Origin of the sequence: Bacteroides sp. GD17 (assembly GCF_038448625.1) — a bacterium.
Classification (GTDB): domain Bacteria; phylum Bacteroidota; class Bacteroidia; order Bacteroidales; family Bacteroidaceae; genus Bacteroides.
The window spans coordinates 45,972-72,549 of record NZ_JBCEZS010000003.1; the positions used below are offsets into that span (position 1 = coordinate 45,972).

Genomic DNA, 26,578 nt, shown 5'->3' on the forward strand with positions numbered 1-26,578 from the left:
TTAGTCGATGCGCCTTGTGCGCTTCTTTTTCTTCTTTCTCTTTTGGCGGGCGGTGTCCTGCGGATCGTCACCGCCTGATGCACCGCCGCCCAGCAATCCACCGAACGCACCCAGCACGGAAGCCACGCCCGGAATGATGTCGGCTTTCGGCGTGAAGCACGGCTGTTCCTGATGCGTGGATTGTTCCCGCTGTTGTATTTCCACTTCTGACTGGTGCATATTTCCGGTTTCGCCCGAAAAACGTTCGTTGAACACGTTCGCCGAATACTCCTTGCCCAAGCGTGAACCGTTCAGCACTACCCGGCTGTCGTGGTCGATGAACGTAACGCCATAGATGCGCCCGCTGTCGTTCTGACGGAATACCACGTCAATACCCTGCTTCCTTAGCTGTTGTTCCAGTTCCTTGCGGCTGCGGGCGGTCTGCATGGCAGTGGCTACAATCTTCCGGGTGCGCTCTTTCAGTTTCCCGTTCCTGATTGCTTCGCCCGATTTCTCCATTCTGCGCTGCACCGCTTCATAACCCACCGACTTGCAGATGCGGGAAGCTTTTGCCGGGTTGCCCACCTTTTCGCCCTTGTCGTTCATGGCAGAATAGACAATGCCCTGATAGGGCTTGCCATTCACTTCACCCTTGACTTCCTCGGCGCACACGTTGTAAGCGGCAAGCAAAGCCTTGTACTCCCCGAACGACTGGAAGCGGTAGCCGTAGCAAGCCGCTTTCACGGTATTGCCGATTTGGTGCTTCACGTCCCCGGCTGCATAATCCACCTTTTTAAGTTCCGGGCGTTCGGCACGCTCCTTTCGCTCTGCCGGGTGCAGCCCGTATTTCTTTTCCAGTTCACGGGTGATTTGCTTGCTGCGCCGATGCTCGAACCTGTCATTCAGTGGCTTGCCGTTCTCGTCCACCCGCAACCCCACGATGTGGATATGGTGGCGGTCGATGTCGGTATGCTTGTACACCAAATAAGGCTGGTCGCCATAGCCCAACTTCCGCATATACTCCTGTGCAATGTCGGAAAGCTGCTGGTCGGTCAGCACGTCTTCCGGGTGCGGGTTTATGGAAATATGAAGTATCGGCTTCTTGGTGGATAGCTGGACGGGCATCTGCATTTCAAAGCTGCGCATACACTCGCCGATAGAGAAATTCCCGTCCTCGCTCAACAGCATCCGGTTGGAGAAAAGCACCTTTGCTTCCCCGCTGTCCACCTTGTTTTGGTTGTACGCCAGTGCGCCGAACATATTGCCGCCCGTGCTTATTTTGGCAACCATAGTTCCTTGCACTCGTTTGTCAGGTCGATAACCTGACGGTTCAACATCGCCAGTTCGGTGGTCGCTTTCTCCAATTTATAGAGAAAAGCCAGTGCCTTTTTCTCCGAAAAGTTGCTGTGCAACGCCTTTACAACTTGGTTGTAATTGACCGCTACCGCTCTGAATTGGGCGTAAAATTCGGTCAGCCGGGCGCAATATTCTACTGCCGATTTGTCCACTTTCACCACCCGGAACGGCTCGCCGAACAACCGTGCGGCGATGAACCGGGACTTGCTCGTAACGCCCGACTGCTCCCACTGCGAGAGGAAGCGGGCGTTCTCCCGCTCGTTCAGGTAAAGGACATGGCGATGCTTCGCCGGGTCTGCGAGGGCGGGGCGACCGCCCTTGTTAGGTTTTCTTGTTTCCATGCTTCTTTGGATTAAAAAATTACGACTTCGGAGTGATTTTTACCCCCGCAAGGGGCAAGGCGTTTTCAGGCACGGAAAACGGTTTTGTAGCATACAAAACACACCTTGCTATTTTCTGACGAAAATCGAAATCCGTCACGGACGGATTGGGGTTAGCGTGGAACGGTAAGCCCAGCCATTCACCAGCCCTGTTTTACACCTGCGCCCCCTGCGGTTCGTTACTCCGCTGCAAAGTAACGGTGATTTATAATGCTGTAAAATAGGTGGTTGGTGGACAAAACGGGACAGCGCAGGACAAATCGGGACAAGGTTTTCAAGGGACGTTTTTTCTCCCTTTTTTTGCATCGGATTTCAATATTGAAAGCAAGATTGAAAGACATATTCCAATCAGGAAAGAATGATTGAAAGCATGATTTCAAGAAAACGTGATTGCAGGATTTCAATATTTCAAGAAAGAATGAAAGCAGGAAAACAAGATTGAAATAAAACAGTCTTTCAATATTTCAAGATTGCAATATGGAAAGAATGATTGAAAGCAATAAACAAATCTATCAACCAATAATGAACGGAAGCAATATGGAAAACGAGAAAACACCCCTTTATGTCGCCTTTTCCACCCAAAAGGGCGGGGTCGGCAAAACCACCTTTACCGTGCTGGCGGCAAGTTACCTCTATTACCTCAAAGGCTACGACGTGGCGGTGGTCGATTGCGACTACCCGCAACACTCCATTGCCGGGATGCGCAAGCGGGATGCCGAGCAGGTCGGGGCGGATGAAGATTACAAGCGAATGGCGTATGAACAGTTCACCCGGCTGGGGAAGAAAGCCTACCCGGTATTGTGCAGTTCACCTGAAAAGGCGATTGCAACGGCTGACGGATATATAGCCGCCGGACACGTGCCGGATATAGTGTTTTTCGACCTGCCCGGCACGGTGAACAGCGAGGGCGTGATAAACTCCCTTGCGGGCATGGACTACATTTTCACCCCCATTTCAGCCGACAAGGTGGTGCTGGAAAGCAGCCTGTCGTTCGCAATGGCTATTCAAAAGCTATTAGTGAAGAATGAAGCCTGCCGACTTGCAGGGCTGTACCTCTTTTGGAATATGGTGGACGGTAGGGAGAAAACAGACCTTTACACCGCCTACGACAAGACCATTAAGGAATTGGAACTGCCGCTGATGAAAACCTTTATCCCCGATACCAAACGCTACAAAAAGGAACTGGTAGCGGATAAAAAGGCGGTGTTCCGCTCCACGCTCTTTCCCGCCAGCCGCCCGCTGGTAAGGGGAAGTAACTTGGAAGAACTGATAACCGAAATAACGTACTACATCAAATTACAATGATATGGCAAAGCAAAGCGGCGGGATGCCGAAGATAGACGAAGATTTTATGCGGGAACTTATTTCGCAAGGTGTACCGAGTAAAGAAGATAATAAACCGAATGATGCACCACATACCAATCTTGCATCACAAGTTACCCAAGAGGAACAGCAGACGGAAACGGTGCGGGTGGAGAAAACGACAAACCGCAAGCGCAAGGGCGGTTCGGGCGACTACCGGGAAACTTACTTTCAGAAAGTGGAACTGGCAGACCGACAGCCCTTGTACGTGAGCCGTACCACGCACGAGAAGCTGATGCGTATCGTGACGGTGATAGGCGGGCGCAAGGTGACGGTAAGCAGCTACGTGGAAAACATTCTGCTGCGGCACTTCGAGCAGTACCAAGACGAGATAAACACCCTGTACGAAAGCCACTTCCAAAAGCCTGTCTGACTATGATAATCTATTGCATACTTACCGGGCTTTTGGTGTACTATATCGCCCTATGGCTGTGGTATCGCTACACGGACAGCCGGACATCAACGGGCAGAACGGATGATGCGCCACTCCCACGAAACGGGGTTTCAGGCTACACGCTGATAGGTGAAAGCCGATACAAGGGCGGACTAATCGGGACAGCGCAGGACAAATCGGGACACCTCCCGCAAGCGGCTGAAAATGATACTATTTTTGCGCCGCAGGCTGACGGACAGCCGGAAGAAAACATTCCGGAAACAGCAGCCGAAGCGGAAGAAACGCCCGGTTACGAGAATGACGAACCCGACTACGAGGACGAGGAAATAGCCGGGTACATGGACGGTGACGATGATACCGGGCGGGCTACGGGCGTGAGCTTCGATGAACTGGGCGAAGCGGTACGCACGGCGAACGCCGACAACCCCACCGAAGCGGAGAAACGGCAAACCGCCGGGACACTGGCAAGCATTGAGGGGACAAACCTCTACGATGCGGTGGTGGAGAACATCAACGGCGGGCTGGCAAAGGTGGCGGAACTGCTGGGACGCAACGAAGCGGAACTGGCTGCGGCTGCTGTCCCTGCCGGAACTGGCGATACAAGCGAGGAACACGAAGCGTTCGACATGAACGATTTCCTATAATATAATAATTATAAGCCTGACAGCATGAAACAACGGGATTACGGTTGATTGGCAACCTGAAAACAAACAGACAAACGGGACTATCCCCGACCACTAGAATTTCAAATTATTCACCAGCCGGGAAAGGCGGACTATCCACCCGCCGCCCGGCATTAAAAACAAATCACAATGAGAAAGAAAATCTTCTTGTCGGCGGCTATACTTGCCGCCGTGGTAAGTGCCTACGCACAAGGAAACGGGCAGGCGGGCATCACCGAAGCCACGAACCTAATCACCGGGTATTTTGACCCCGGAACAAAACTGGTGTACGCAATCGGGGCGGTCTGCGGCTTGATTGGCGGGGTAAAAGTATATAACAAGTTTTCAAGCGGCGACCCCGACACCTCAAAGACCGCCGCCAGTTGGTTCGGGGCGTGCATCTTCCTGATTGTCGCCGCCACTATCCTGCGTTCGTTCTTCCTCTAAACCAGCGGCAATGTCTGAATATCCGGTAAACAGGGGTATCGGGAAGCCGGTAGAGTTCAAGGGGCTGAAAAGCCAGTACCTCTTTATCTTTTGCGGCGGCTTGCTCGCCGTCTTCGTGGTGTTCATCGTCCTGTTCATGGCAGGCGTGAACCAGTGGCTATGTATCGGTTTCATCGTGTCGGCTTCGCTGCTGCTCGTGTGGCAGACGTTCCGGCTCAACGCCAAGTACGGCACGCACGGGCTGATGAAAGCCGCCGCACGCAAAAGACACCCACGCTTCATTATCAGCCGAAAGGCGATACCCCGGCTGTTCAACTACAAAAGAAGAAAGGAAGAAAGAACATGAGGAATATGTTAAAGGCTACCACGCTGGAAAGGAAATTTCCACTTTTGGCGGTGGAGAACGGCTGCATCATATCAAAGGATGCAGACCTGACGGTGGCTTTCAGGGTGGAACTGCCCGAACTGTTCACCGTCACCAGTGCCGAGTACGAAGCCATACATTCGGCGTGGTACAAGGCGGTCAAGGTGCTGCCCGACTACTCCATAGTACACAAGCAGGACTTCTTCATCAAGGAGAACTACCAGCCCGACACCGAAAGGGACGAGCTTAGTTTTTTAAGCCGCTCCTTTGAACGGCACTTCAATGAACGCCCGTTCCTGAACCATTACTGCTACCTGTTCCTGACGAAAACGACAAGGGAGAGAAGCCGCCGACAGAGCGACTTCTCCACCCTCTGCCGGGGCAGGATTGTACCGCAGGAGATAGCCGACAAGGAAGCGGCGGCAAAGTTCATCGAAGCGGTCGGGCAGTTTGAAAGGATTATGAACGACAGCGGTTTTGTCACCCTTACCCGGCTGGCGGCATCGGAAATCACCGGGCAAGACGGAAAGGCGGGCATCATCGAGAAATACTTCTCGCTCTCGCAGACAGATACCACCTGCCTGAAAGACATCGGGCTGTACCCGGAAGAAATGCGTGTCGGGGACGACATACTGTGCCTGCACACGCTCTCTGACGTGGAAGATTTGCCCGGAAAGGTCGGGACGGACTGTCGATTTGAGAAGCTGTCCACTGACCGGAGCGACTGCCGACTGTCATTCGCCGCCCCGGTGGGCGTACTGTTGTCGTGTAACCACGTCTATAACCAGTTCATCTTCATAGACGACCACGCCGAAAACCTGAAGAACTTCGAGCAGACCGCCCGGAACATGCAATCGCTCTCCCGTTACTCCCGTGCCAACCAAGTGAACAAGGAGTGGATAGACGAGTACCTGAACGAAGCGCACAGCAAGGGGCTTATTTCGGTGCGCTGCCACTGCAACGTCATGGCATGGAGTGACGATAGGGACGAACTCAAACGCATACGCAACGATGTGGGAAGCCAGCTTGCGCTAATGGAGTGCAAGCCACGCCACAACACCACCGACACGCCCACGCTCTTTTGGGCGGGCATACCCGGCAACGAAGCCGACTTCCCCGCAGAGGAAAGTTTCTACACGTTCTTGGGGCAGGCTCTCTGCCTGTTCGTGGAAGAAACGAACTACAAGAGTTCGCTTTCGCCGTTCGGCATCAAAATGGTGGACAGGGTAAGCGGTCGCCCGCTGCACATCGACATATCGGATTTGCCCATGAAGAAAGGCATCACGACCAACAGAAACAAGTTCATACTTGGGCCGAGCGGGTCGGGTAAGTCCTTCTTTACCAACCACATGGTGCGCCAGTATTACGAGCAGGGCGCGCACGTGCTGCTGGTCGATACGGGTAACAGTTACTTGGGGCTGTCCCAGCTTATCCACAACCGCACGCACGGCGAGGACGGGATTTATTTCACCTACACCAACGAGAACCCGATAGCGTTCAACCCGTTCTATGTCGAGGACGGAGTATTTGACATCGAGAAGAAAGAGAGTATCAAGACCCTGATACTCACCCTGTGGAAGCGGGACGATGAAGCCCCCAAACGGTCGGAAGAAGTGGCGTTGTCCAATGCGGTAAGTGCCTATATCGACCTGATAGGCAAAGACAGTTCGGTAACGCCCTGCTTCAACACGTTCTACGAGTTTGTCCGGGATGATTACCGCCGACAGCTTGAACAGAAGAACGTCAGGGAAAAGGATTTTGACATTGACAATTTCCTGAACGTGCTTGAACCGTACTATCGTGGCGGTGAGTACGACTACCTGCTGAACTCCGACAAGGAGCTGGATTTGCTGCATAAACGCTTCATTGTCTTTGAGTTGGATAACATCAAAGACCACAAGATTTTATTCCCGATAACGACTATCATCATCATGGAAGCCTTTATAAACAAGATGCGCAAGTTAAAGGGGATAAGGAAGTTAATACTAATTGAGGAAGCGTGGAAAGCGATTGCATCGGCGAACATGGCGGACTACATAAAATATTTATACAAGACCGTCCGAAAGTATTTCGGGGAAGCGATTGTAGTCACGCAAGAGGTAGAGGATATTATTTCTTCCCCTATCGTGAAAGAGAGTATCATCAATAACTCGGACTGCAAAATATTGTTAGACCAACGAAAATACCTGAACAAGTTCGACAGCATACAGAACCTCTTGGGACTGACCGACAAGGAGCGTTCGCAGATATTGTCTATCAACATGGCGAACCACCCCGGACGGAAGTACAAGGAAGTTTTCTTCTCGCTGGGCGGCACACAATCGGCGGTGTACGCCACAGAAGTTTCGTTGGAAGAATATTACACGTACACGACCGAGGAAAGCGAGAAAATGGAACTGTTCGCCCTCGCCGACAAGCTGGGAGGCAACCTTGAACTGGCTATCAAGCGGCTTGCAGAAAGCAAAAGAAATCCCCAATCATCAACAACTTAAAAATTAGGAACATGAAATGGATTGACAATCTGATATACACGCTATTGTCCGCCTGCCTGCTGGCGGGCTGCGAGGACAGCGGAAGCAAGGAGCTGGAAAGGATGCAGGGCTATTGGGTACACGTCAGGGGACACCCGGCTTTCACACTCTCGGAAACGGGCGGCAGATACACCGTCACCCGGAAAGCGAATGTCAGGGGCAGAATACTGGAAACGGCTTACCCGGTAACAGAACGGAACGGCTGCCTGTTCATCGAAACGGGCTTCCGCATACAGTTCACCTATGACAAAAAGACCGACCGGATAACGCTCATGCCCGGCGGCGAATACAAACGAGTTACAAACCCTGAAAACAAAAGATAATGAAAAGAACAATTCTCCTTATGGCGGTGTGCCTTTGCTTCATCGGCAAGGCATCCGCACAGTGGGTGGTGTCAGACCCCGGCAACTTGGCGCAGGGCATCATCAACACCACCAAGCAGATAGTGCAGACTTCCACCACTGCCAAGAACACGCTGGACGGCTTCATGGAAGCGCAGAAGATTTTCCAGCAGGGTAAAAAATATTACGATGCGCTCAAAGCGGTACACGATGTTGTCAAGGGCGGCATCAAGGTGAAGAAGTCCATTGAGCTGGTGGCGGAAATATCCGAAATCTACGTGCGAAACTATCAGAACATGCTGGCAGACCCGAACTACACGCCGGATGAACTCACCGCCATTTCAGCCGGGTACGCCAAGCTGCTCTCCGAAAGTGCGGACGTGTTGCAGGACTTGAAGAATGTAGTGAACGTGACGGGCATGTCGCTGACGGATGCCGAAAGGCTGGCGGTAATCAACAACGCCTATAAAAGCCTGCTCAACTACCGCAACCTCGTGAACTACTACACCCGAAAGAACATATCCGTGTCCTACCTGCGGGCGAAGAAGAAGAACGACACCGACCGGGTGCTGGCTCTCTACGGCTCGGCGGATGAACGCTACTGGTAACATATAAATCGGTATGCCTATGTTATTAGCAGCGGTGGATTTTGACAACCTGCACCAAGTGTTGCGGGTGCTGTACGATGAAATGATGCCCTTGTGCAGCAACATGACGGGGGTAGCCAAAGGGATAGCCGGGCTGGGAGCTTTGTTCTATGTAGCCGCCAAAGTGTGGCAGTCGCTCGCACGTGCCGAACCCATAGACGTGTACCCGCTCCTGCGTCCCTTTGCGCTGGGGCTGTGCATCATGTTTTTTCCAACTTTCGTGCTGGGGACTATCAACACGGTATTGTCGCCAGTGGTAAAAGGGTGCAACCAGCTTATGGAAACGCAGACTTTCGACATGAACGAGTACCGGGCACAGAAAGACCGACTGGAATATGAAGCCCTGATGCGAAGCCCCGAAACGGCTTACCTCGCATCGGACGAGGAATTTGACCGACAACTGGAAGAACTGGGCTGGTCGCCCTCCGACATGGTGACCATGACGGGCATGTACATGGACAGGACGGCTTATAATATAAAGAAGTCCGTCCGGGACTGGTTCAGGGAGTTATTGGAAATGCTCTTTCAGGCGGCGGGGCTGATTATAGACACGCTGCGGACGTTCTTCCTAATCGTGTTAAGCATACTGGGTCCGCTGGCGTTTGCGATTTCCGTCTATGACGGTTTCCAAAGCACGCTGACCCGGTGGATTTCACGCTATATCTCCATTTACCTGTGGCTACCCGTGTCGGACTTGTTCAGCAGCGTGCTGGCACGCATACAAACCCTGATGCTCCAAAAAGACATCGAGCAGCTTTCAGACCCGGATTTCATCCCGGACGGGAGCAGCACCGTGTATATAATCTTTATGATTATCGGCATCGTGGGCTACTTCACCATTCCAACGGTGGCAAGCTGGATAGTGTCGGCTGGCGGTACGTCTGCCTATAACCGCAACGTGACACGGGCTGGTTCAATCGCCGGGGCTGCGGTCGGTGCGGCAAGCGGGAAAGTAACCGGGAAACTACTCAAATAACCAACATCAATATTTAGTATATGGAATTTAAGTCATTAACGAACATCGAAACGAGTTTCCGGCAAATCCGGCTCTTTGCGCTGGTATTCATCTGCCTGTGCGCACTGGTGACGGGCTTCGCCGTGTGGAACTCGTACAGCTTCGCCGAAAAGCAACGGCAGAAGATATACGTCCTCGACAACGGCAAAAGCCTGATGCTGGCACTCTCGCAGGACATGGCACAGAACAGACCCGTGGAAGCCAAGTCGCACGTGCGGCGTTTCCACGAACTTTTCTTCACCTTATCACCCGAAAAGGGGGCTATCGAAAGCAACATCAAACGCTCGTTGTTTCTCGCCGACAAGACCGCTTTCAACTATTACAAGGACTTGGCGGAAAAGGGCTACTACAACCGGGTGATTTCCGGAAACGTCACGCAGACGGTGGAGATTGACAGCGTGAAGTGCGACTTCGACCAGTACCCCTACAAGGTGAACACGTATGCCCGCCAGTTGATTGTCCGGGAAAGCAGCCTGACGGTGCGAAGCCTTGTCACCTCGTGCCGGTTGCTTAACGCCACACGGAGCGACAACAACCCGCACGGCTTCATCATCGAAGCGTTCACCATTACCGAGAACAAGGATTTGCAGACCATTAAAAGATAGCCTTATGGAGAGAAAACGAAACCACATCGAAAAGGTGCGGGACTGGGCGGACGACCGCCTGCGCCGAATGTGCGGACGGATTACGCCGGGCAAAAGGCTGGCGGTTATCCTCCTGATGTTCTTCTTTTTCGGCGGCTTGTCTATCTACATCACCGTTTCATCAATCTACAATATCGGGAAACGGGAGGGGCAAAGGCTGCAAATAGAACACATCAGACAACTGCCGTTGCACGGCAATGACACAACCAAAAGTATCAACCCGTTAAACAGACCGCAATATGGAAGAAGTACAGAAGAATGAGAACGGCACGACCGCACCGCAGGCGGACGGGAAGCCGAAAAAGGGGAATAAGCCCAAACGGGAACTTACCCCGCAGCAGGTACAGCAGCGCAGGAAAATGATAGTCTTCCCGCTGATGTTCCTTGCCTTTGCAGGGTGCATGTATCTGATATTCGCACCCTCCGGCAAAGAGGACGTGAATGTGGAAAGCGTGGGCGGCTTCAATGCCGACATACCCCTGCCCGCAGAGGACGGGATTATAGCCGACAAGCAAAAGGCTTACGAGCAGGCGGTGACAAACCGCAAACAGCAGGACAAGATACAATCCTTGCAGGACTTCGGTTTCACGCTGGATGATGATACGGAAGAACCACAAGAGGAAATCAACCTGCTGCCGGAAGAAGATCCGAAGCCACAAAGGGGCGGCGGTGCTTCTTCAAGGGCGGCTTACCGGGACATCAACCGCCAGTTAAGCACGTTCTACGAAACGCCCCCTGTGGACGAGGAAAAAGAGGAATTGAAACGGCAGGTGGCGGAACTGACCGACCGACTGAAACAGCAGCAGAACGCCACGCCTACGGCTGACGACCAAATGGCACTCTTGGAAAAGTCCTACGAGCTGGCGGCAAAGTACATGAACGGGCAGGACGGACAAAGGGGACAGATTGCCCAAATACCGACAGCCGGGCAGAACGGCGGCGGTATCGGCACTCCGGCTATTCCGGTGCAGGCTATCCGGGAAACGACCGTTTCGGGATTGCAGCAGCCCATGAGCGATGCCGACTTCATCCGGGCTTACAGCCAGCCACGAAACTACGGCTTCAACACGGCGGTAGGCACGGGGTACGCTATGGGAAAGAACACGGTAGCCGCCTGCATACACCAAGACCAAACACTGGTGGACGGGCAGGCGGTGAAACTACGGCTGCTCGAACCCATGCAGGCGGGAAATATCGTTGTGCCGAAGAATACCCTTGTGGCGGGAACGGCAAAGGTGCAGGGCGAACGGCTCGACATACTGGTGTCCTCGATTGAGTACGCTGGCAACATCATCCCGGTGGAACTCGCCGTGTTCGACACGGACGGGCAAAAGGGGCTTTCCGTCCCGTCCTCTATGGAGCAGGAAGCGTTCAACGAAGCTATGGCGAATATCGGAAGCGGGCTGGGTACAAGCATTTCCTTTGCCCAAAGTGCCGGGCAGCAGGTGGCTATGGACGTGACAAGGGGATTGCTGCAAGGAACGTCCGGCTACCTCGCCAAGAAGTTCCGAACCGTGAAAGTGAAGCTGAAAGCAGGCTATAAAGTCATGCTGTATGCCAAACAACAATAACCATTTTATCAACCGTTAAAATTTCAATTAGCAATGAAACAGATTTTTGGATTGTTCGCCCTCTTGCTGGGCGTGTGTGCGGCAAACGCACAAACCGCTGACACCGTGAAGTATGCGGCTGGCAACGACTTGTACCGGGGGATTACCCGGAAACTCCCGTACCGCCAAATGGTTACGCCCTACGGCGTGGAAGTGACCTTTGCCAAGACGGTGCATATCATCTTCCCCGCCGCCGTCCGCTATGTCGATTTGGGAAGCAACCACATCATAGCGGGCAAGGCGGACGGTGCGGAGAACGTAATCAGGGTGAAAGCCACGACAGAGGGCTTTCCGGGAGAAACGAACTTCTCCGTTATCTGCGAGGACGGCAGTTTCTTTTCGTTCAACGCCAAGTACGCCCGTGAACCGGAAATGCTCAATATCGAAATGAAGGACTTCTTGGAGAATGAAGATACGTCCGACTTCTCGCATACCCGGATGAACATCCATTTCCGGGAACTGGCGGGTGAAAGCCCGCTATTAGTGAAGCTGATAATGCAGAGCATCTACAAGAACAATGACCGGAAAGTGCGCCACTTGGGTAGCAAGCGTTTCGGCATACAGTTCTTAATCAAGGGGATTTACACATATAACGGGATGCTCTACGTGCACACGCAGACAAAGAACAGTTCCAACGTGCCTTTCGACACGGACTTCATCAGGTTTAAGATAACCGATAAAAAAGTGCCCAAACGCACGGCTATTCAGGAAACGGTACTGGATGCGGTACGCAGCTACAACGAGGTGATAGAGATTGCCGGGAAATCGACCGTGCGCACGGTGTACGCCCTGCCGAAGTTTACCATTCCTGACGACAAGCTGCTGGTCGTGGAACTCTACGAGAAGAACGGCGGACGGCATCAGACCATACGGGTGGAAAACGCCGACATCGTGAACGCAGAAGTGATTGACGAACTCAAAATCAAATAGGGAATGAAAAGACACATCTTTATAATGATGCTCTTTGCGCTGTGCCTGACCTCGTTTCAGGCACACGCACAAAGATACCTGCCGGGCATGAAAGGCTTGCAGGTCACGGCGGGCATGACGGACGGGGTGCATTGGAACGCTGGCAGTGATTTCGCCTACCACATCGGGGCGGCGTACAGCGTTTACACCAAGAACGCCAACCGCTGGGTGATTGGCGGCGAATACCTGCACAAGAAGTATGACTACAAGGATATGCAGATACCCGTAGAACAGTTCACCGCAGAGGGCGGCTATTACCTGAAATTCCTATCGGACAGACGAAAGACCTTTTTCCTTTCATTGGGCTTGTCGGCTCTCGCCGGGTACGAAACAAGCAACCGAAGCGAAAAGCTGCTGCCGGACGGCTCTACCTTGCTGGATAAGGACTGCTTCATTTACGGCGGTGCGCTGACGCTGGAACTGGAAACCTACCTGACCGACCGGGTGGCTCTGCTGTTGAACGCAAGGGAACGGGCGTTGTTCGGCTCGGACATCGGCAAGTTCCACACGCAGGTATCTTTGGGACTGAAATTCATTATCAACTGACCGCTATATAATAATGTATATGAAGAATGTAATGTATAAAATCATCATGGGCTGCTACATCGTGGCCGCCCTCGTGCTTGTCACCGCCTGTAATGACAACTTGGATATTCAGCAGGCGTACCCGTTCAGCATCGAAACACTGCCAGTACCCAAAAGGCTGAAAGTCGGGGAAACCGCCGAAATACGCTGCCGACTGGTGCGTGGCGGCTATTACCAGCCGACTACCTATCAGATACGGTATTTCCAGCCGGACGGCAAAGGAAAGCTGGAAATGGATAACGGCACGGTGTTCCTGCCCAACGACCTTTACCCGCTGGAGAAAGAAACGTTCAGGCTCTACTACACCTCGGCATCGACCGACCAGCAGACGATTGACATTTATATCATCGATAGCTTCGGGCAGATGCAGCAACTTACACTATCATTCAATAATGACAACAGCGAAGAAGGAACGGAAACAATAACCCCCTAATAACAAAACGACATGGTAAAAATAGAATTGGATATAGAAGGCATCTCGTGGTACATAGAAACCACGTTGGAAACAGATACAGTTCCGGCAGTAGGTGACATCATCATTGTGGACAAGGACTGTATTTCCGAACGTGACAGTGCTGAATTATGGAAAACGCCGTCCAATCAGGTTTTCAAATGGGCGGACGAAGAAGATGATGCGCCCGTAATGGTATGGTTCGATTGCGAAACGGAAATGCTTGTCAATAAACGGACATGGAAATATGACATCGAGGAAGAAGAAACCGTGTGCATACTTGGTGTAAAATTTATTCACTATGAGGATTTATAGTTGCGACATCCGTTTTTATCATCCTCTTGGGAAACCGGGTATGGAATGATACGCAAAGCGTAAATATCGGGCAGACAGCCCGCCGGGAAGCATCGGCGGGCTGTTTCCATGATAGGGAAAACGAAAGGCTTCTTTGTTACTTTCTTCACCCGCTGGCAGGCTCACGGAAGAAAGTAACGGCGGCAAGCAGCCGCCGTCCTCTATCAACTGGTTTTAAGGCTCTTTATGGACGTGTATTTCTCTAACCACACCTTTACCTGCTCCATGTTATATTCGCCCGTGATGGTTGCCGTATGGTCGTCTATGGCTACAAACCGGACACTTTCATAGCTGTTTACCCAGCCTTGCAGGGAACAGACGCCCCACGTGTCCACATCTGCAAAAACACTGCGGTCTATCCGGCTGATTGGCTCGCCGAAAACTACCGTCATTATCTGAAAGTCCGGTTTGTCCTCCAACAGTTGCAAATGGTGCAGCGTGCCGAACTCGTCTATTTTGCGCCCCCACGCCCACACATCATTATACAAATCATCGCCCCACTGGTGCGGGTGGTCGAAACGGACTTTTACCTCTATGGTGTGTTCGTTTTCTTCTGTGTCCTCGATAACGCCCGTTACCATTAAGCCCGTAAAAATACACTCGCAACGCCTGCCGATAAGCTCCTTGTTTACTTCTGTCGTTTTCATGTCCCTGAAATTTACTTGTTTATTACTCCGTTCTTCTTCGCTACCCATTCGTCACGCCTGCGGCGGCACTCGTCCAGCGTTTTGGCTACCGTGCTGAAAAGTTCGCCGTCCGTGTGGCGGTAGTCATATTGATAATAAATTTGTCCCCTGAAAGCCCCTAAACGGCATTTCACGAACTTTTCTTCTCCCGGTGTTTGGGTGATGCTTACCCCGTTTTTGTTAAGTGACTGCATGATGTCTTATTTTTTTATGGTTATAAACTTGGTTGTTTTAAGCGGGCAGGGCTTTGACACCCCGCCCGGATTGGTTGTTATGCCGCACGGAACACAAAGCCGTCATCAAACCAGTAATCGCACATGAACAGGTCACGGGCAAACTGTTTGTAATCGAAATAGGTCTTTGCGAACTCCGGCAGGTCGTAACATTCCTCTACAATTTCATAGGCGAAATCTTCTTCATCGTCATATTCCCCTTGATATTCATCCCGGAAATCACGTACAAGGTCGTCCGCATCTTCCTCGCCCAAATCATGGCTTTTATAGTTGCACCACACGAAAAAGGCTTCCTGCTCGGTGTCGCTCAAATCCTCCACCGCATCACGCAGGGCGAAGAAGTTTTCAGAAATCCAGCTTTCGTCGATTAAGCCCTCCGGCACGTTCTCCCAGTCCTGAAACATGTATTCCGCATCTTCCTCGTCCTTGTGAAGTTCCCGGCAGGCTTCATAAAATTCTTCCTTGTCCGAATAGTCCGAAAGGTCGAGCCATGCGCCGGACAATGAACCGTTGTTGTACTTGGCATAAGTGCCTACATAAACTTTTGCTTCCGATAATACCTTTGCTTCCATATTGCTGTAATTTTTAAGTTTTTAATTTTATGCGGATTTGAGAGGTGAGGGAGTTGAAGTTTCACTGAACTTTTTTCCTGTTTCCCGTAAATCCGACTTTTTTTTTATGCGTCTTCCGGTCGGGTCGGTCGTTTTCGTTTCACATAGGCGTAAAAGGGTAGTGTTTAGAGTTTGCAAGGTTTTGGGCAAAAAATACCTCGCAAGGCAGGGAAGATTTTTTCGCCAAACCGGAACGGCTCGACCTTGCAAAATCGTGAAGAACACGTAACTACCTTTGCCTATTGAAATGATTAAAACGACTGTCCCGGCTGGGGGACTGCGTAAGAGGAAGATTTACAGATAGGGAAACAGGGGAAAAGTGCCTGTTCTCTTTCATCTTTTAGGGAACACTCCATGCGGGCGGGAAAGGCAAGGGTGTTGTGAGCTTGCTTGCAATACGCTTGTGCGGGTTTCCAACGGCTCTTTTCACGAAATACAGTCAGCCATGCCACGCACGGCTGGCGTTTCGGGGAATGTGCCAGTTGGAAAAGGATATAAAAAATGCGGGTAGTCGGTGGACTGCCCGCAAGGTGGAAGAATGTACTTTATTGGGATATAGTTTGTTAGGCGGAATTTCGTTACCGAAATCGTTACCTATTCGTTTTTGTCACGGTTATAGGTAACGAAACCTACCGGGCGGCGTTCTTTCTGTTGTTTCGACTGGCTCAAAAGCTGGGTAAGGGCTTGGTACAGTTCGTTGAACTGCGCATCGGTGCTTACCTCCAGTTCCTCGATGCGCCTTGACAGTTCCTCGTAACCGATTGCCATTTGGCGCATGAGGACAAAAGCCCGCATGATTGAAATGTTTACTTCTATGGCTACTTTGGAGCGGAGAACCGAAGAAAGCATGGCTACGCCCTGCTCGGTGAAAGCCATAGGCATAGCAACGCCGAAGTTGTAATCAGGGGGTATCACAAAATGTGATACCCCTATGGATAACAGCAAGTTAGCTTCCTCTCGGGTGAGTACAAACATAAAATCACCCGGAAAACGCTCGATATTGCGCTTGACCGCCTGCTTCAAGGCTCGTGTTTCCACTTGGTAGAGTTCTGCCAAATGATAATCGAGCATCACCCGGCAACCTCTGACCTCAAAAATCTTGTTTTGGATAATCTGCAAATCCATAATCGTATATTTTAGGAGATTTAGCAATGTTGGAATAATAGTAAGGACTGGTCACAAATTGTGACCAGTTCCATATAATCAAGATTACATGGCAACTTCCTTGTAAATCTTCTCGATGCCGACAAACTTCTTGTCAAGCCCCTGCATATCGCTGCCTATCTTGCTGTTGGTGATGCGGGCGTAGATTTGCGTAGTTTCTATGTTTGTGTGTCCCAGCATCTTGGACACCGTTTCAATGGGTACGCCCTTTGACAGCGTGGTGGTCGTGGCGAACGTGTGCCGGGCAAGGTGGAATGTCAGGTTCTTTTTAATACCGCATATATCGGCAATCTCTTTCAGGTAGGCGTTTAGCTTCTGATTGCTGATTACGGGAAGTATCTTGCCGTCCGGCAACTTGCCCTTGTACTTCTTCAAAATCATCTTGGGAATATCCAGCAGGGGGACATTCACGTCCGTGTTGGTCTTTACCCGCTTGGTGATTATCCAAAGGTTGCCGTCAAAGGACTTTTGGATATTCTCCTGCCGCAAATTGGCGACATCGCTGTATGCCAGACCGCAGAAACAGGAAAAGACGAACAAGTCCCTGACGTGTTCCAGCCGTTCGGAAACCATTTTCTTTTTAAGGATAATTTTAATCTCGTCCTCTGTCAGATAACCCCTGTCCACTTTCTCCAGCCGGATTTTGTAGCTGGCGAACGGGTCGCCCACCAGTATGCCGTTGTTGCGGGCAATGATGATGATACGCTTGAAGAACTGCATGAACTTGGCGGTGGTGTTGTAGCCGCACTTGCAGGCGGTACGCAAATACAACTCAAAATCGGTAATGAACATCGGGCTTATCTCCTTTATGGATATGTCCGATACGTTGTACTTGCTTTGGATAAATTCAGCGAGGTGGCGGCGGGTCACTTCATACTTGCGGTAGGTCGCTATCGTCTTGGATATGCCCACAAGCTGCTTCACATCGTCATTGTGCTTTTGGAACAATGAAAGGATTGTTTCGTGGCTCTCGCTATGACCTAAAAACTCGTTTTTCACTTTCTCGGCGGTCACGTAGTTGTCACGCCGCTGCATTTCGTGGTAAATGGTATTCAGGGAAGAACGTATGTCGTCCAAAAGGGCGTTTATCCTCCCGGCATCCCTGCCTTTGGCTTTGCCCGCAGCAATGCTCCAGTTGTCGGGCTGGATGCTCTGTTTCGTACTGAACTGGCAAAGTTTGCCGTCTATGGTGATGCGTGCCATAATCATAACCTCGCCGTTTTTCTTTTCAGAACCTTTCTTCAAATAAAAAAGAACCTTGAATGTCGATTTCATAACTCAAAATTTTTAGTTGCAAAATTAGTTTTTACCTCTCGTTTTCGAGTTATGCAGACTATGGACTAATATAGTCATTATCAGGTCATTTATGGACAATTCGTTACCGTTTTTGTCCGGCAGGGAATAGGTAACGATTTAGTAACGAAACTTTGTCTTTTACCGTACTTTTGAAGTCTTGGAAGCAGGACTTTCGGGCAATAAAAAAAGCCACAAATCATTGATTTGTAGCTTTTTGTCCGTTTGCTGACCATTTCTGTCCAGCACGTTCAGCGGAGAGACAGGGATTCGAACCCCGGGTGCCTTGCAGCACAACGGTTTTCAAGACCGCCGCAATCGACCACTCTGCCACCTCTCCAAAACTACTTCTTCAAGCAGTACTTTCCGTTGAAAGCGGTGCAAAGGTACAACTCTTTTTTTATTTCACAAACTTTTCCACATAAAAATATTATCTGGACAACATTTAGTCAACCATGTAATAAGGCATGTACTGCAAACGAATTCGTTTCCACAAACAGTCACGTCCGTTTCTACAAGCAGAAACGACAGTTCCCATTAGCAGAAACGCGCGTTCCCATTATAAGAAACTGCAGTTCCCATTAGTAGGAACGGGCGTTCCCAACGATAGGAAATTGTAGTTTCCACGTACAGAAACGCCAGTTTCCTACCTATAGGAAACTGTAATACATTATATATCAACTACAAAAAAGATATACATACCACAAAAAGAAACTATATTCTTACTCAACCTCCCCAGCTATAAGCGTCTACATAGTCATCAAAATAATCATCGAGTTGAAGTCCACATTCTTTAGCTATACGGATGATATATTGTTGATCGGCAGGTTTTATCAGCAAGTCTCCCTTGCGAACAAGGTAATAGTTCTTTCTACCAAAATGAGAAATAAGTCGCCAACGGAAAGTATCGGAGTTTCGAACAGTCAAGGATTCGATGGCACGTGTAAAACCTTTGGCATAACGCACTGTATCATTCGGACAATAGTATTCACATTTTCCCTGCATGGCCTTCAGTTTATTCGGAGTCAAGGTAGGCAAGAAGGGATATTTAACAGGAGCATGCTCCAAAGCGATATGACGCAAGCAAGTTGAAGTTTTAGCACAATCGGAAGATGCACACAGACCAAAGCCATAAGGAACTTGCGAATAATCAAAGATTTCCATATTATATAAGATTTTTTACCTGCAAAGGTAAGCATAATAAATCAGACAACGAGAGAATACAGGATAAAATAGCAACTATGAGAGCAAACGCTCACCCTCATAGTTACCACCATAGTTACTCTCATACTTCAAATGCCGATGAATAAAGGGATACAGAGATTTTATGAGGGTATGAGAGTAAAATGCCTTGCAACTTTTTTTTGAGAAAGAGATTTCAGAAGAATATTATGGGGATAATCACTACCTAATAATAGTTATTTTATGCTGTCCAACATAAAAAGGAAGGTATCTCCTATGCAATTACGGAAATTTTTCCGTAATTTCGCGCCCTCAATAAGAAGGATAACATTTCTAACCCACTAACAAAATGAATTTATGGAATTGAACAAAACCTTTACCAACGGGCTTTGGAACAAAGAAATCAATGTCAGTGATTTCGTTAGTAAGAACATCGCTCCCTACTCAGGGGATGCCTCTTTCCTGCAAGGACCTACCGAGCGTACCAAACGCATCTGGGACGTATGCCTGAAAGCACTTGAAGAAGAAAGAAACAATAACGGAGTCCGCTCTTTGGACAATGTCACCATCTCAACCATCACTTCCCACAAAGCCGGATATATCGACAAGGAGAATGAACTGATTGTCGGCTTGCAGACCGACGAGCTCCTGAAACGTGCCATCAAACCTTTCGGCGGCATCAACGTAGTGGCAAAGGCTTGCCACGAAAACGGCCTGGAAGTGGACGACAGAGTAAAAGATATCTTCACGCACTACCGCAAGACGCACAACGACGGCGTTTTCGACGTATACACCGAAGAAATCCGCTCCTTCCGTTCACTGGGCTTCCTCACCGGTCTGCCCGACAACTATGCCCGCGGACGTATCATCGGTGACTACCGTCGACTGGCCCTCTACGGCATCGACCGCCTCATCGAAGCCAAGCTAGAAGACCTGCACAACCTGACAGGTCCGATGACCGAAGCACGCATCCGCCTGCGCGAGGAAGTGGCAGAGCAAATCAAAGCATTGAAAGAAATCAAGGTGATGGGCGAATATTACGGGCTCGATCTCAGCCGTCCCGCCACATCGGCCCAGGAAGCCGTGCAATGGGTATATATGGCATATCTGGCTGCCGTAAAAGAACAAGACGGCGCCGCCATGTCACTGGGTAACGTTTCCTCGTTCCTCGATATCTTTATCGAATACGACCTGGCTCATGGCAAGATTGACGAAACCTTTGCGCAGGAACTGATCGACCAGTTTGTCATCAAGTTGCGTATGGTCCGCCACCTGCGTATGCAGTCGTATAACGATATATTTGCAGGCGACCCCACCTGGGTGACCGAAGCCATCGGCGGCCGCTTCAACGACGGACGTGTGAAAGTGACCAAAACTTCCTTCCGCTTCCTGCAAACGCTGTACAACCTCGGCCCCTCTCCCGAACCGAACCTGACCATCTTGTGGAGCCCCGAACTGCCGGAAGGTTTCAAGGAGTTCTGCGCCAAAGTGTCCGTCGACACCAGCTCCATACAGTACGAAAACGATAACCTGATGCGCGAAGTACGCAACTGTGATGACTACGGCATTGCCTGCTGCGTATCTTACCAGGCCATCGGCAAGCAAATCCAGTTCTTCGGCGCACGCGCCAATCTGGCCAAGGCATTGCTGCTTGCCATCAACGGCGGACGTTGCGAAAACACCGGTACCGTCATGGTGAAAGGAATCCCCGTGCTGACCAGCGACACGCTGAAGTTCGAAGAAGTGATGGCTAATTATAAGAAGGTGCTGACCGAAATTGCCCGCGTCTACAACGAAGCAATGAACATCATCCACTACATGCACGATAAGTATTACTACGAAAAGGCACAAATGGCATTCGTCGATACCAACCCGCGCATCAACCTGGCTTACGGTGTTGCAGGACTTTCCATCGCCATCGACTCTCTGTCTGCCATCAAGAATGCCAAAGTCACCGCCCGCCGCAACGAAATCGGTCTGACGGAAGGCTTCGACATAGAAGGCACCTTCCCCTGCTTCGGCAATAACGACGACCGTGTGGACCACCTCGGTGTAGACCTGGTTTATTACTTCAGCGAGGAGTTGAAGAAACTGCCCGTTTACAAGAATGCCCGCCCCACCCTTTCACTGCTCACCATCACCTCCAACGTGATGTATGGCAAGAAGACCGGCGCCACTCCCGACGGACGTGCCAAAGGTGTTGCCTTCGCTCCGGGTGCCAATCCGATGCACGGACGCGACAAGAACGGTGCAATCGCCTCCTTGAGTTCTGTTGCCAAGTTGCGCTACCGCGACTCACAAGACGGAATCAGCAATACATTCTCCATCGTTCCGAAGTCCTTAGGTCCCACGGCGGAAGAGCGCGTAGAGAATCTGGTTACGATGATGGACGGTTACTTCACTAAAGGTGCCCACCACCTGAACGTAAACGTGCTGAACCGTGAAATGCTGGAAGACGCCATGGAGCATCCCGAGAAATATCCGCAACTCACCATCCGTGTTTCCGGTTATGCCGTGAACTTCGTGAAGTTGAGCCGCGAACACCAACTGGAAGTTATCAGCCGTTCGTTCCACGAAAGAATGTAATATGATAAACGTACACTCCTACGAAAGTATGGGAACATTCGACGGGCCGGGCCTCCGGCTCGTCGTTTTCCTTCAAGGATGCCCGTTCCGTTGCTTGTATTGTGCCAATCCGGATACGATCGATATAAAAGGCGGCACTCCCACTCCCCCGGAAGAAATTCTGCAAATGGCCATCAGCCAGAAGGCGTTCTTCGGGAAAAAAGGAGGCATCACCTTCTCCGGCGGAGAACCTACCCTGCAAGCCGAAGCGCTGATTCCTCTTTTCAGGGATTTAAAAGCAAACGGCATTCATACCTGCCTGGACAGCAACGGAGGCATCTGGAATGAAAAGGTAGAAGAACTATTGGGTTTAACGGATTTAGTATTGCTCGATATCAAAGAGTTCAACCCCGAGCGTCATCGTGCACTGACGGGACGAGGCAATGAGCAGACGCTCCGCACCGCTGCCTGGCTGGAGGAGCATGCACGCCCATTCTGGCTGCGCTATGTCCTGGTTCCGGGATATAGTGACTTTGAAGAAGACATCCGCAGCCTTGGCAAGCACTTGGGAGATTTCAAGAACATACAGCGGGTAGAGATACTTCCTTACCATCGGCTGGGCGTACACAAGTACGAAGCCATGGACTTGGAATATCAGCTAAAGGAAGTAAAAGAAAATACTCCCGAACAGTTGCTGCGGGCAGAACAACTGTTCAAGGAGTATTTTGAGAATGTAATAGTGAATTAATACGTCAATCGAATTCCCGCCTGCAACGTAAAGTTGCACGGGTTTTCTTTACGTATCGTCTGCACAGCCGAACCGTCGTCGAAGAAATAAGATACTCCCGGTTCCACGTACAAACCCACTCTGTTACTTATATTATATTGTGCACCCACAGCCCCCATCACAGATAGCTGCACGGGCTTCACGGTTTCGTTCTCACTGCCGATCTTGCCATACACACATTTCTCAATGGCACCGCCGCCCGAAACGTACATTGTGAAATTCTTGTTGTCCACAAAGTTCCAGTTAGCCCGCACCGGAATGCCGATATAATGCAATTTCTGGCTCAACTTTTCGGAACTTCCTTCAAACCTTACGTCCGAAGCAAGATAAGTATAAGTCACACCGCTCTCCACCGAAAATCCCTTCGGCAGGTTCTTCCGCACTGAAACGCCAAAACTGAGCGGTTGTTTATGATCAATGGAAGCAATCTGGTTTTCACGTCTTTGCAAGTAAGGCAAACCATCCTTAAAAACTAACTCCTGACCACTCGGAATACTAACAATACCATTGGCAGTAGACGACAGATCTACTTTATCACCATAAATCGGATTACCGGGTGCCATACTCTGATATAAGTTCTCATCTCCTCCCGCATTTGCCAATGAAAAACCTCCCGTATTTCCTACAGACAAGCCAACAGCCCATCCTTTGGATTGAGAAGCAGATTTCTTCTCAGCGGGAAGATGCAGTTTGTCCCGTCCCGACGGACGATAGCGTTCTCCTGTCCTTTGCTCAGTCCCCCTGTCCTGGGCAACCGTAGTATTATCTTCTGTACTTTCTGCAACCGGTTCTTCAACTTGCCGACCGATATCCTCACTATTTATTTCGGAAACAGGTAAAGGCTCTCCTTCCTGTTCTTTTTCTGCTACTATCTCTATATGCTGAGCCACCAAAGAGTGACGCACTGCATTGTTTGTCACCGACGAACCTACATGTACCTTATATATAGGTTCCGCCGGATTAGTCTGTACTGCGGGTGCTGTCTGTTCGGGCAAATCATCCGGAATTGCAGCCAAAGCAGGCACCGACGTACGCCGCACCTCATCTGCCACCGGACTTTGCAACAGCCACAAACTGACAGACGACACAGCCACCAGCAACGCCGCAGCTGCCGCCACTGCCCACCGACGGAAAGGCACTATCCGTCGCGGCCCGGCAATCAGAGGCTCATCGGCAGAAGTCCCCGTAGCAGACAATTCCTTCTCCAACCGCTCCCAACCGGAAGCCGGCATCGGTTCTGAATAATCTTCCAGCCGGTCCTTTATCTTCTTCAACCACAATTCATCTTTCATACGTTCCTTCATTTATGCATTTCTTTTCATCCACTCGCGCACCTTTGTTGCCAAAGCCGCTTTAGCGCGTGTCAGCTGCGAGGCCGATGATTTTTCATTAATCCCCAATATTTGAGCTATCTCTTTATGGGGCTTGTCTTCAAAAACATATAAGTTGAATACAGTACGGTAGCCTGCGGGCAGTTCGCTGATAAACTGCATCAGCACTTTCTGAGGAATCACATCTATCGTCGAGCTGTCCGGTTCATCGTAGGTTTCGGGCACACTGTCCAAAGCCGATGCCTGGTTCATCACATCATTCTTCCGCAAATGCTGCAACACTGTATTCACCATCACACGTTCCATCCACGCACGCAAGGAACCTTCTCCCCGCCAAGTGAATTTATCGAAAGAATCGAAAAGCTTCAGGAACCCGTCATGCATCAAGTCCTCGGCAGTCTCCCTGTCGCCGGCATAACGGAGGCACACGCTGAGCATACGTCCTGCGTAACGCTCATACAGTTCTTTGCGGGCCGAGTTGTCTCCTTGCCTGCAATGTTCTGCCAGTACCTGTTCTTCCATTCTTTCTCTTAACACGTGTTTACCTTATAAATGCAACGAGCACAAAAGTACTGCATCGGCCAGAGAAGAAAATCATGCTTTCAATTCTTTAACAATCTTCTGTGCAGTAAATGCCTCTCGACCGTATTTTCTGAATACAAAGAAGAGTATTAGTTTAAAAAAGTAAAAACCTATCCATTTATGAAGAGACAGAAAATGACATTCGCAGTATTGATGCTTTTATTCCTGACCATGCCTATGCTGCAATCATGCTTAGACGATTGGGATGACAAAGACAATCCTCTGTTTGCTATCGGCACGGTGAAGGTCATCGAAGGGAGAGATTATTATTTCGCGCTGGATGAAGGGAGTAAACTATATCCGGGCGACACCACTTATGTTCACAATTACGCCGTAGTGGACGGTCAACGTGCCTTTGTCTACTTCGATGAACTGACAGATAAAGTAGCAGGGTATGAGTACAATGCCAAAATCAGACATATCGAAAACATCCTGACGAAAGACATCTACTTCATGCCTGCCGAAAAGAACGACAGCATTGGAGACGACCGCATCAACGCCACCGACTTCTGGGTTACGGGCGATTATCTGAACATCAAATACCAGTTCTACCACAGCAATGACACAGACAAGAAGCACATGCTGAACCTGATTGTCAATGAAGCATCTACCGGCGAAAACGACAAACCGGATTACGTCAATCTGGAGTTCCGCCACAATGCCTTCAATGATAGCCAACAGCTATTGGGTACCGGATTGGCTTCTTTCAAACTGGATAATATAGCCGGACTGCTGGAAGGGAAAAAAGGATTGCGCATCCGTGTAAAGAGCTTATACGATGGTGAACGTTTTGCTACTATCGACATCAAGAAAGAAGAGAATTAAATCTCTCTCCTTGGAAAACACTATTTTAACATCTCAATGAAGAGCGGAGTGACATGACTAACATGTTACTCCGCTTCCTTTTTCCCGCTTTCGGAACCGTCTTTTCCGGCTTCAGCAAATTCTTCCCGGATTATGTCCAGACACCTTGCTACTTTTGCTCAAAAATTAAATGAGACATGAGAACAAAAGTACATCCCATTTTATTATCCGGCATTGTTTTCCTGCTTTATGCATGCAGCGGAAAAGATGTAAGAAGAGAACAAAACCTGCTGGTTCGTACGGCCGATGCTTCTACACTCTCCAGCAAAGATAGCAGAGAATTCCCTTTTATCGCCCAACCTTTCCGCACTTCTGAACTATCATTCAGAGTAAGCGGCCCCATAAACCATCTGGACGTCTATGCAGGAAATCAATGCAAACAAGGCACAATTATCGCCAAAATAGATCCACGTGACTTCCAAATCCGTAAAGAACGTGCCGAGGCCGTGTATCAGCAGGCAAAGGCAGAATTCGAACGCATCCGAGTATTATACCAGAAAGAGAATATCTCAGCCAGCACCTACGAAAAAGCAAAAGCCGATTATGCCTCTGCGAAAACAGCTTTCAAAACAGCTGCCTATGAATTGGAAGATACTCGCCTGACAGCTCCGTTCACCGGATATGTAGGTGAGGTATATATAGAGAAATATCAGGATGTTAAAGCTACTCAACCCGTTCTTTCATTCATTGATATACATCAACTCAAAATAGAAATCTATGTTACACAAGATATTGCCTACGCTGCACAAAAGATGGATAGCATGCAGGTATACTTCGATGCCATGCCCCACAAAACATTCAAAGCACACATTGCCGAAGTATCCAAAGGAACTACTCAAAACAATCTTTCCTATCTTCTGACAGCCTTTCTTCCCAATAAAGACGGTGACCTCCTGGCGGGTATGTCCGGCAAAGCGGTATTGGACATTCCGCAGGCAGAGCGTTCGTCCGGGGTCTGCATCCCCCAGGCAGCGCTCTGTCACCGTCCTTCGGAAGGGGACTATGTGTGGGCAGTCCATCCCCTGACAAAAGACGTTAGTCTCAGAAAGGTTGAGATAAAAAAACTGTTACCGGACGGCTATGTCCAAATCAGCCGGGGGTTGAAAGCCGGTGAGACAGTAGCTGTCAGCAGTCTCCGTTTCCTCTCGGACGGAATGAAAGTAACCACCATCTCTAAGACTGAATAATC

Annotated in this window: 30 protein-coding genes and 1 tRNA gene; 20 read left to right on the plus strand and 11 right to left on the minus strand. The window is 50.1% G+C overall.

The annotated features are described in order from the left end of the window. Nucleotides 1–1,269, minus strand: coding sequence for a conjugal transfer protein MobB (mobB, locus tag AAE250_RS05710; protein WP_342288777.1), 1,269 nt, complete (start codon nucleotides 1,267–1,269; stop codon nucleotides 1–3). Continuing rightward, on the minus strand, nucleotides 1,254–1,676 hold the full coding sequence (mobA, locus tag AAE250_RS05715) for a conjugal transfer protein MobA (protein ID WP_221661016.1): 423 nt from the start codon (nucleotides 1,674–1,676) through the stop codon (nucleotides 1,254–1,256). The genes mobB and mobA overlap by 16 nt, the downstream gene beginning before the upstream one ends. A 561-nt stretch (nucleotides 1,677–2,237) precedes the next feature. On the opposite strand from mobA, the gene AAE250_RS05720 reads away from it, so the two are divergent. The 16 genes from AAE250_RS05720 (at nucleotide 2,238) to AAE250_RS05795 (ending at nucleotide 14,052) form a co-directional block, all read left to right on the plus strand. Beyond that, nucleotides 2,238–3,020 (plus strand): ParA family protein, encoded by a 783-nt coding sequence (locus AAE250_RS05720; protein WP_122145301.1) that lies wholly within the window; start codon nucleotides 2,238–2,240, stop codon nucleotides 3,018–3,020. A 1-nt stretch (nucleotide 3,021) separates the two neighbouring features. Then, entirely contained in the window at nucleotides 3,022–3,450 is a 429-nt protein-coding gene (locus AAE250_RS05725) for a DUF3408 domain-containing protein (RefSeq protein ID WP_118529125.1), read from the plus strand. Between the two features lie 2 nt (nucleotides 3,451–3,452). Beyond that, complete coding sequence (locus AAE250_RS05730) at nucleotides 3,453–4,115, plus strand: hypothetical protein (protein ID WP_234059363.1); 663 nt, start codon at nucleotides 3,453–3,455, stop codon at nucleotides 4,113–4,115. Nucleotides 4,116–4,283: 168 nt separating this feature from the next. Next, a complete protein-coding gene (locus AAE250_RS05735) occupies nucleotides 4,284–4,580 on the plus strand; it encodes a DUF4134 domain-containing protein (protein WP_004308755.1) in 297 nt (98 codons plus the stop codon). Between the two features lie 10 nt (nucleotides 4,581–4,590). Beyond that, nucleotides 4,591–4,926 (plus strand): DUF4133 domain-containing protein, encoded by a 336-nt coding sequence (locus AAE250_RS05740; protein WP_007845738.1) that lies wholly within the window; start codon nucleotides 4,591–4,593, stop codon nucleotides 4,924–4,926. Then, complete coding sequence (locus AAE250_RS05745; protein WP_342288778.1) at nucleotides 4,923–7,436, plus strand: TraG family conjugative transposon ATPase; 2,514 nt, start codon at nucleotides 4,923–4,925, stop codon at nucleotides 7,434–7,436. The genes AAE250_RS05740 and AAE250_RS05745 overlap by 4 nt, the downstream gene beginning before the upstream one ends. Nucleotides 7,437–7,447: 11 nt before the next feature. Then, the gene (locus AAE250_RS05750) at nucleotides 7,448–7,798 is read left to right on the plus strand and encodes a DUF3876 domain-containing protein (RefSeq protein WP_004326111.1); all 351 of its coding nucleotides are present in this window, start codon (nucleotides 7,448–7,450) and stop codon (nucleotides 7,796–7,798) included. Beyond that, a complete protein-coding gene (locus AAE250_RS05755; protein ID WP_008648479.1) occupies nucleotides 7,798–8,424 on the plus strand; it encodes a DUF4141 domain-containing protein in 627 nt (208 codons plus the stop codon). The genes AAE250_RS05750 and AAE250_RS05755 overlap by 1 nt, the downstream gene beginning before the upstream one ends. Nucleotides 8,425–8,443: 19 nt before the next feature. Beyond that, nucleotides 8,444–9,439: a conjugative transposon protein TraJ gene (traJ, locus tag AAE250_RS05760; protein WP_118027934.1), complete on the plus strand. Its 996-nt coding sequence runs from the start codon at nucleotides 8,444–8,446 to the stop codon at nucleotides 9,437–9,439. Nucleotides 9,440–9,459: 20 nt separating this feature from the next. Then, nucleotides 9,460–10,083 carry a conjugative transposon protein TraK gene (gene traK / locus AAE250_RS05765; RefSeq protein ID WP_004308760.1) on the plus strand — a complete coding sequence of 208 codons (624 nt, stop codon included), beginning with the start codon at nucleotides 9,460–9,462 and terminating at the stop codon, nucleotides 10,081–10,083. A 4-nt stretch (nucleotides 10,084–10,087) separates the two neighbouring features. Then, entirely contained in the window at nucleotides 10,088–10,384 is a 297-nt protein-coding gene (locus tag AAE250_RS05770) for a TraL conjugative transposon family protein (protein WP_118027932.1), read from the plus strand. Continuing rightward, nucleotides 10,362–11,693, plus strand: coding sequence for a conjugative transposon protein TraM (gene traM, locus AAE250_RS05775; protein WP_342288779.1), 1,332 nt, complete (start codon nucleotides 10,362–10,364; stop codon nucleotides 11,691–11,693). Before AAE250_RS05770 ends, traM begins: the two co-directional genes overlap by 23 nt. Nucleotides 11,694–11,726: 33 nt before the next feature. Then, nucleotides 11,727–12,662 carry a conjugative transposon protein TraN gene (traN, locus tag AAE250_RS05780; RefSeq protein WP_007845745.1) on the plus strand — a complete coding sequence of 312 codons (936 nt, stop codon included), beginning with the start codon at nucleotides 11,727–11,729 and terminating at the stop codon, nucleotides 12,660–12,662. Nucleotides 12,663–12,665: 3 nt separating this feature from the next. Then, a complete protein-coding gene (locus AAE250_RS05785) occupies nucleotides 12,666–13,247 on the plus strand; it encodes a conjugal transfer protein TraO (RefSeq protein ID WP_007845747.1) in 582 nt (193 codons plus the stop codon). A 13-nt stretch (nucleotides 13,248–13,260) separates the two neighbouring features. Next, nucleotides 13,261–13,719 carry a DUF3872 domain-containing protein gene (locus AAE250_RS05790; RefSeq protein ID WP_004329653.1) on the plus strand — a complete coding sequence of 153 codons (459 nt, stop codon included), beginning with the start codon at nucleotides 13,261–13,263 and terminating at the stop codon, nucleotides 13,717–13,719. A gap of 12 nt (nucleotides 13,720–13,731) precedes the next feature. Next, on the plus strand, nucleotides 13,732–14,052 hold the full coding sequence (locus tag AAE250_RS05795; protein ID WP_004308767.1) for a hypothetical protein: 321 nt from the start codon (nucleotides 13,732–13,734) through the stop codon (nucleotides 14,050–14,052). A gap of 203 nt (nucleotides 14,053–14,255) precedes the next feature. On the opposite strand, the gene AAE250_RS05800 is transcribed toward AAE250_RS05795, so the two are convergent. The 7 genes from AAE250_RS05800 to AAE250_RS05830 all read right to left on the minus strand — a co-directional run bounded on the left by AAE250_RS05800 (nucleotide 14,256) and on the right by AAE250_RS05830 (nucleotide 19,242). Beyond that, a complete protein-coding gene (locus AAE250_RS05800) occupies nucleotides 14,256–14,738 on the minus strand; it encodes a DUF7258 domain-containing protein (protein ID WP_007845751.1) in 483 nt (160 codons plus the stop codon). Nucleotides 14,739–14,749: 11 nt separating this feature from the next. Beyond that, entirely contained in the window at nucleotides 14,750–14,971 is a 222-nt protein-coding gene (locus AAE250_RS05805; protein WP_005924228.1) for a DUF3873 domain-containing protein, read from the minus strand. A 77-nt stretch (nucleotides 14,972–15,048) separates the two neighbouring features. Next, the gene (locus AAE250_RS05810) at nucleotides 15,049–15,582 is read right to left on the minus strand and encodes an antirestriction protein ArdA (RefSeq protein WP_004329650.1); all 534 of its coding nucleotides are present in this window, start codon (nucleotides 15,580–15,582) and stop codon (nucleotides 15,049–15,051) included. A 633-nt stretch (nucleotides 15,583–16,215) separates the two neighbouring features. After that, on the minus strand, nucleotides 16,216–16,746 hold the full coding sequence (locus AAE250_RS05815; RefSeq protein WP_117887854.1) for an ORF6N domain-containing protein: 531 nt from the start codon (nucleotides 16,744–16,746) through the stop codon (nucleotides 16,216–16,218). Between the two features lie 84 nt (nucleotides 16,747–16,830). Continuing rightward, nucleotides 16,831–18,060, minus strand: a complete 1,230-nt coding sequence (locus tag AAE250_RS05820; protein WP_004327305.1) for a site-specific integrase — start codon at nucleotides 18,058–18,060, stop codon at nucleotides 16,831–16,833. Between the two features lie 273 nt (nucleotides 18,061–18,333). After that, a tRNA-Ser gene (locus AAE250_RS05825) sits at nucleotides 18,334–18,418 on the minus strand. A gap of 386 nt (nucleotides 18,419–18,804) precedes the next feature. Then, nucleotides 18,805–19,242, minus strand: coding sequence for a DUF6078 family protein (locus AAE250_RS05830; protein WP_294602863.1), 438 nt, complete (start codon nucleotides 19,240–19,242; stop codon nucleotides 18,805–18,807). Nucleotides 19,243–19,617: 375 nt separating this feature from the next. Here AAE250_RS05830 and pflB point away from each other — a divergent pair, with 375 nt between their 5' ends. Then, nucleotides 19,618–21,846: a formate C-acetyltransferase gene (pflB, locus tag AAE250_RS05835; RefSeq protein ID WP_294602861.1), complete on the plus strand. Its 2,229-nt coding sequence runs from the start codon at nucleotides 19,618–19,620 to the stop codon at nucleotides 21,844–21,846. Between the two features lies 1 nt (nucleotide 21,847). Next, complete coding sequence (gene pflA / locus AAE250_RS05840) at nucleotides 21,848–22,573, plus strand: pyruvate formate-lyase-activating protein (RefSeq protein ID WP_294602858.1); 726 nt, start codon at nucleotides 21,848–21,850, stop codon at nucleotides 22,571–22,573. On the opposite strand, the gene AAE250_RS05845 is transcribed toward pflA, so the two are convergent. Together AAE250_RS05845 and AAE250_RS05850 are read right to left on the minus strand one after the other, a co-directional pair. Continuing rightward, nucleotides 22,570–23,916, minus strand: a complete 1,347-nt coding sequence (locus tag AAE250_RS05845) for an outer membrane beta-barrel protein (protein WP_294602855.1) — start codon at nucleotides 23,914–23,916, stop codon at nucleotides 22,570–22,572. The genes pflA and AAE250_RS05845 overlap by 4 nt on opposite strands. Next, nucleotides 23,917–24,465, minus strand: coding sequence for an RNA polymerase sigma factor (locus AAE250_RS05850; protein ID WP_294602866.1), 549 nt, complete (start codon nucleotides 24,463–24,465; stop codon nucleotides 23,917–23,919). It abuts the gene before it with no gap. A gap of 180 nt (nucleotides 24,466–24,645) precedes the next feature. Between AAE250_RS05850 and AAE250_RS05855 the strand changes: the two genes are divergently transcribed. Together AAE250_RS05855 and AAE250_RS05860 are read left to right on the plus strand one after the other, a co-directional pair. Then, nucleotides 24,646–25,350, plus strand: a complete 705-nt coding sequence (locus AAE250_RS05855; protein WP_294602854.1) for a NigD-like protein — start codon at nucleotides 24,646–24,648, stop codon at nucleotides 25,348–25,350. A gap of 176 nt (nucleotides 25,351–25,526) precedes the next feature. Further along, on the plus strand, nucleotides 25,527–26,576 hold the full coding sequence (locus AAE250_RS05860; RefSeq protein WP_294602852.1) for an efflux RND transporter periplasmic adaptor subunit: 1,050 nt from the start codon (nucleotides 25,527–25,529) through the stop codon (nucleotides 26,574–26,576). Nucleotides 26,577–26,578: the final 2 nt, after the last annotated feature.

Coding starts and splice junctions, on each gene's coding strand:
- AAE250_RS05800 (WP_007845751.1), bottom strand. CDS start 14,738: ATGAAAACGACAGAAGTAAACAAGGAGCTTATCGGCAGGCGTTGCGAG.
- AAE250_RS05810 (WP_004329650.1), bottom strand. CDS start 15,582: ATGGAAGCAAAGGTATTATCGGAAGCAAAAGTTTATGTAGGCACTTAT.
- AAE250_RS05850 (WP_294602866.1), bottom strand. CDS start 24,465: ATGGAAGAACAGGTACTGGCAGAACATTGCAGGCAAGGAGACAACTCG.
- AAE250_RS05830 (WP_294602863.1), bottom strand. CDS start 19,242: ATGGAAATCTTTGATTATTCGCAAGTTCCTTATGGCTTTGGTCTGTGT.
- mobB (WP_342288777.1), bottom strand. CDS start 1,269: ATGGTTGCCAAAATAAGCACGGGCGGCAATATGTTCGGCGCACTGGCG.
- AAE250_RS05750 (WP_004326111.1), top strand. CDS start 7,448: ATGAAATGGATTGACAATCTGATATACACGCTATTGTCCGCCTGCCTG.
- traK (WP_004308760.1), top strand. CDS start 9,460: ATGGAATTTAAGTCATTAACGAACATCGAAACGAGTTTCCGGCAAATC.
- traM (WP_342288779.1), top strand. CDS start 10,362: ATGGAAGAAGTACAGAAGAATGAGAACGGCACGACCGCACCGCAGGCG.
- pflA (WP_294602858.1), top strand. CDS start 21,848: ATGATAAACGTACACTCCTACGAAAGTATGGGAACATTCGACGGGCCG.
- AAE250_RS05790 (WP_004329653.1), top strand. CDS start 13,261: ATGTATATGAAGAATGTAATGTATAAAATCATCATGGGCTGCTACATC.
- AAE250_RS05745 (WP_342288778.1), top strand. CDS start 4,923: ATGAGGAATATGTTAAAGGCTACCACGCTGGAAAGGAAATTTCCACTT.
- AAE250_RS05785 (WP_007845747.1), top strand. CDS start 12,666: ATGAAAAGACACATCTTTATAATGATGCTCTTTGCGCTGTGCCTGACC.
- AAE250_RS05735 (WP_004308755.1), top strand. CDS start 4,284: ATGAGAAAGAAAATCTTCTTGTCGGCGGCTATACTTGCCGCCGTGGTA.
- AAE250_RS05770 (WP_118027932.1), top strand. CDS start 10,088: ATGGAGAGAAAACGAAACCACATCGAAAAGGTGCGGGACTGGGCGGAC.
- AAE250_RS05860 (WP_294602852.1), top strand. CDS start 25,527: ATGAGAACAAAAGTACATCCCATTTTATTATCCGGCATTGTTTTCCTG.
- AAE250_RS05725 (WP_118529125.1), top strand. CDS start 3,022: ATGGCAAAGCAAAGCGGCGGGATGCCGAAGATAGACGAAGATTTTATG.
- AAE250_RS05815 (WP_117887854.1), bottom strand. CDS start 16,746: ATGGATTTGCAGATTATCCAAAACAAGATTTTTGAGGTCAGAGGTTGC.
- AAE250_RS05755 (WP_008648479.1), top strand. CDS start 7,798: ATGAAAAGAACAATTCTCCTTATGGCGGTGTGCCTTTGCTTCATCGGC.
- AAE250_RS05820 (WP_004327305.1), bottom strand. CDS start 18,060: ATGAAATCGACATTCAAGGTTCTTTTTTATTTGAAGAAAGGTTCTGAA.
- AAE250_RS05795 (WP_004308767.1), top strand. CDS start 13,732: ATGGTAAAAATAGAATTGGATATAGAAGGCATCTCGTGGTACATAGAA.
- traJ (WP_118027934.1), top strand. CDS start 8,444: ATGTTATTAGCAGCGGTGGATTTTGACAACCTGCACCAAGTGTTGCGG.
- AAE250_RS05845 (WP_294602855.1), bottom strand. CDS start 23,916: ATGAAGGAACGTATGAAAGATGAATTGTGGTTGAAGAAGATAAAGGAC.
- AAE250_RS05720 (WP_122145301.1), top strand. CDS start 2,238: ATGAACGGAAGCAATATGGAAAACGAGAAAACACCCCTTTATGTCGCC.
- pflB (WP_294602861.1), top strand. CDS start 19,618: ATGGAATTGAACAAAACCTTTACCAACGGGCTTTGGAACAAAGAAATC.
- AAE250_RS05740 (WP_007845738.1), top strand. CDS start 4,591: ATGTCTGAATATCCGGTAAACAGGGGTATCGGGAAGCCGGTAGAGTTC.
- AAE250_RS05855 (WP_294602854.1), top strand. CDS start 24,646: ATGAAGAGACAGAAAATGACATTCGCAGTATTGATGCTTTTATTCCTG.
- AAE250_RS05730 (WP_234059363.1), top strand. CDS start 3,453: ATGATAATCTATTGCATACTTACCGGGCTTTTGGTGTACTATATCGCC.
- mobA (WP_221661016.1), bottom strand. CDS start 1,676: ATGGAAACAAGAAAACCTAACAAGGGCGGTCGCCCCGCCCTCGCAGAC.
- traN (WP_007845745.1), top strand. CDS start 11,727: ATGAAACAGATTTTTGGATTGTTCGCCCTCTTGCTGGGCGTGTGTGCG.
- AAE250_RS05805 (WP_005924228.1), bottom strand. CDS start 14,971: ATGCAGTCACTTAACAAAAACGGGGTAAGCATCACCCAAACACCGGGA.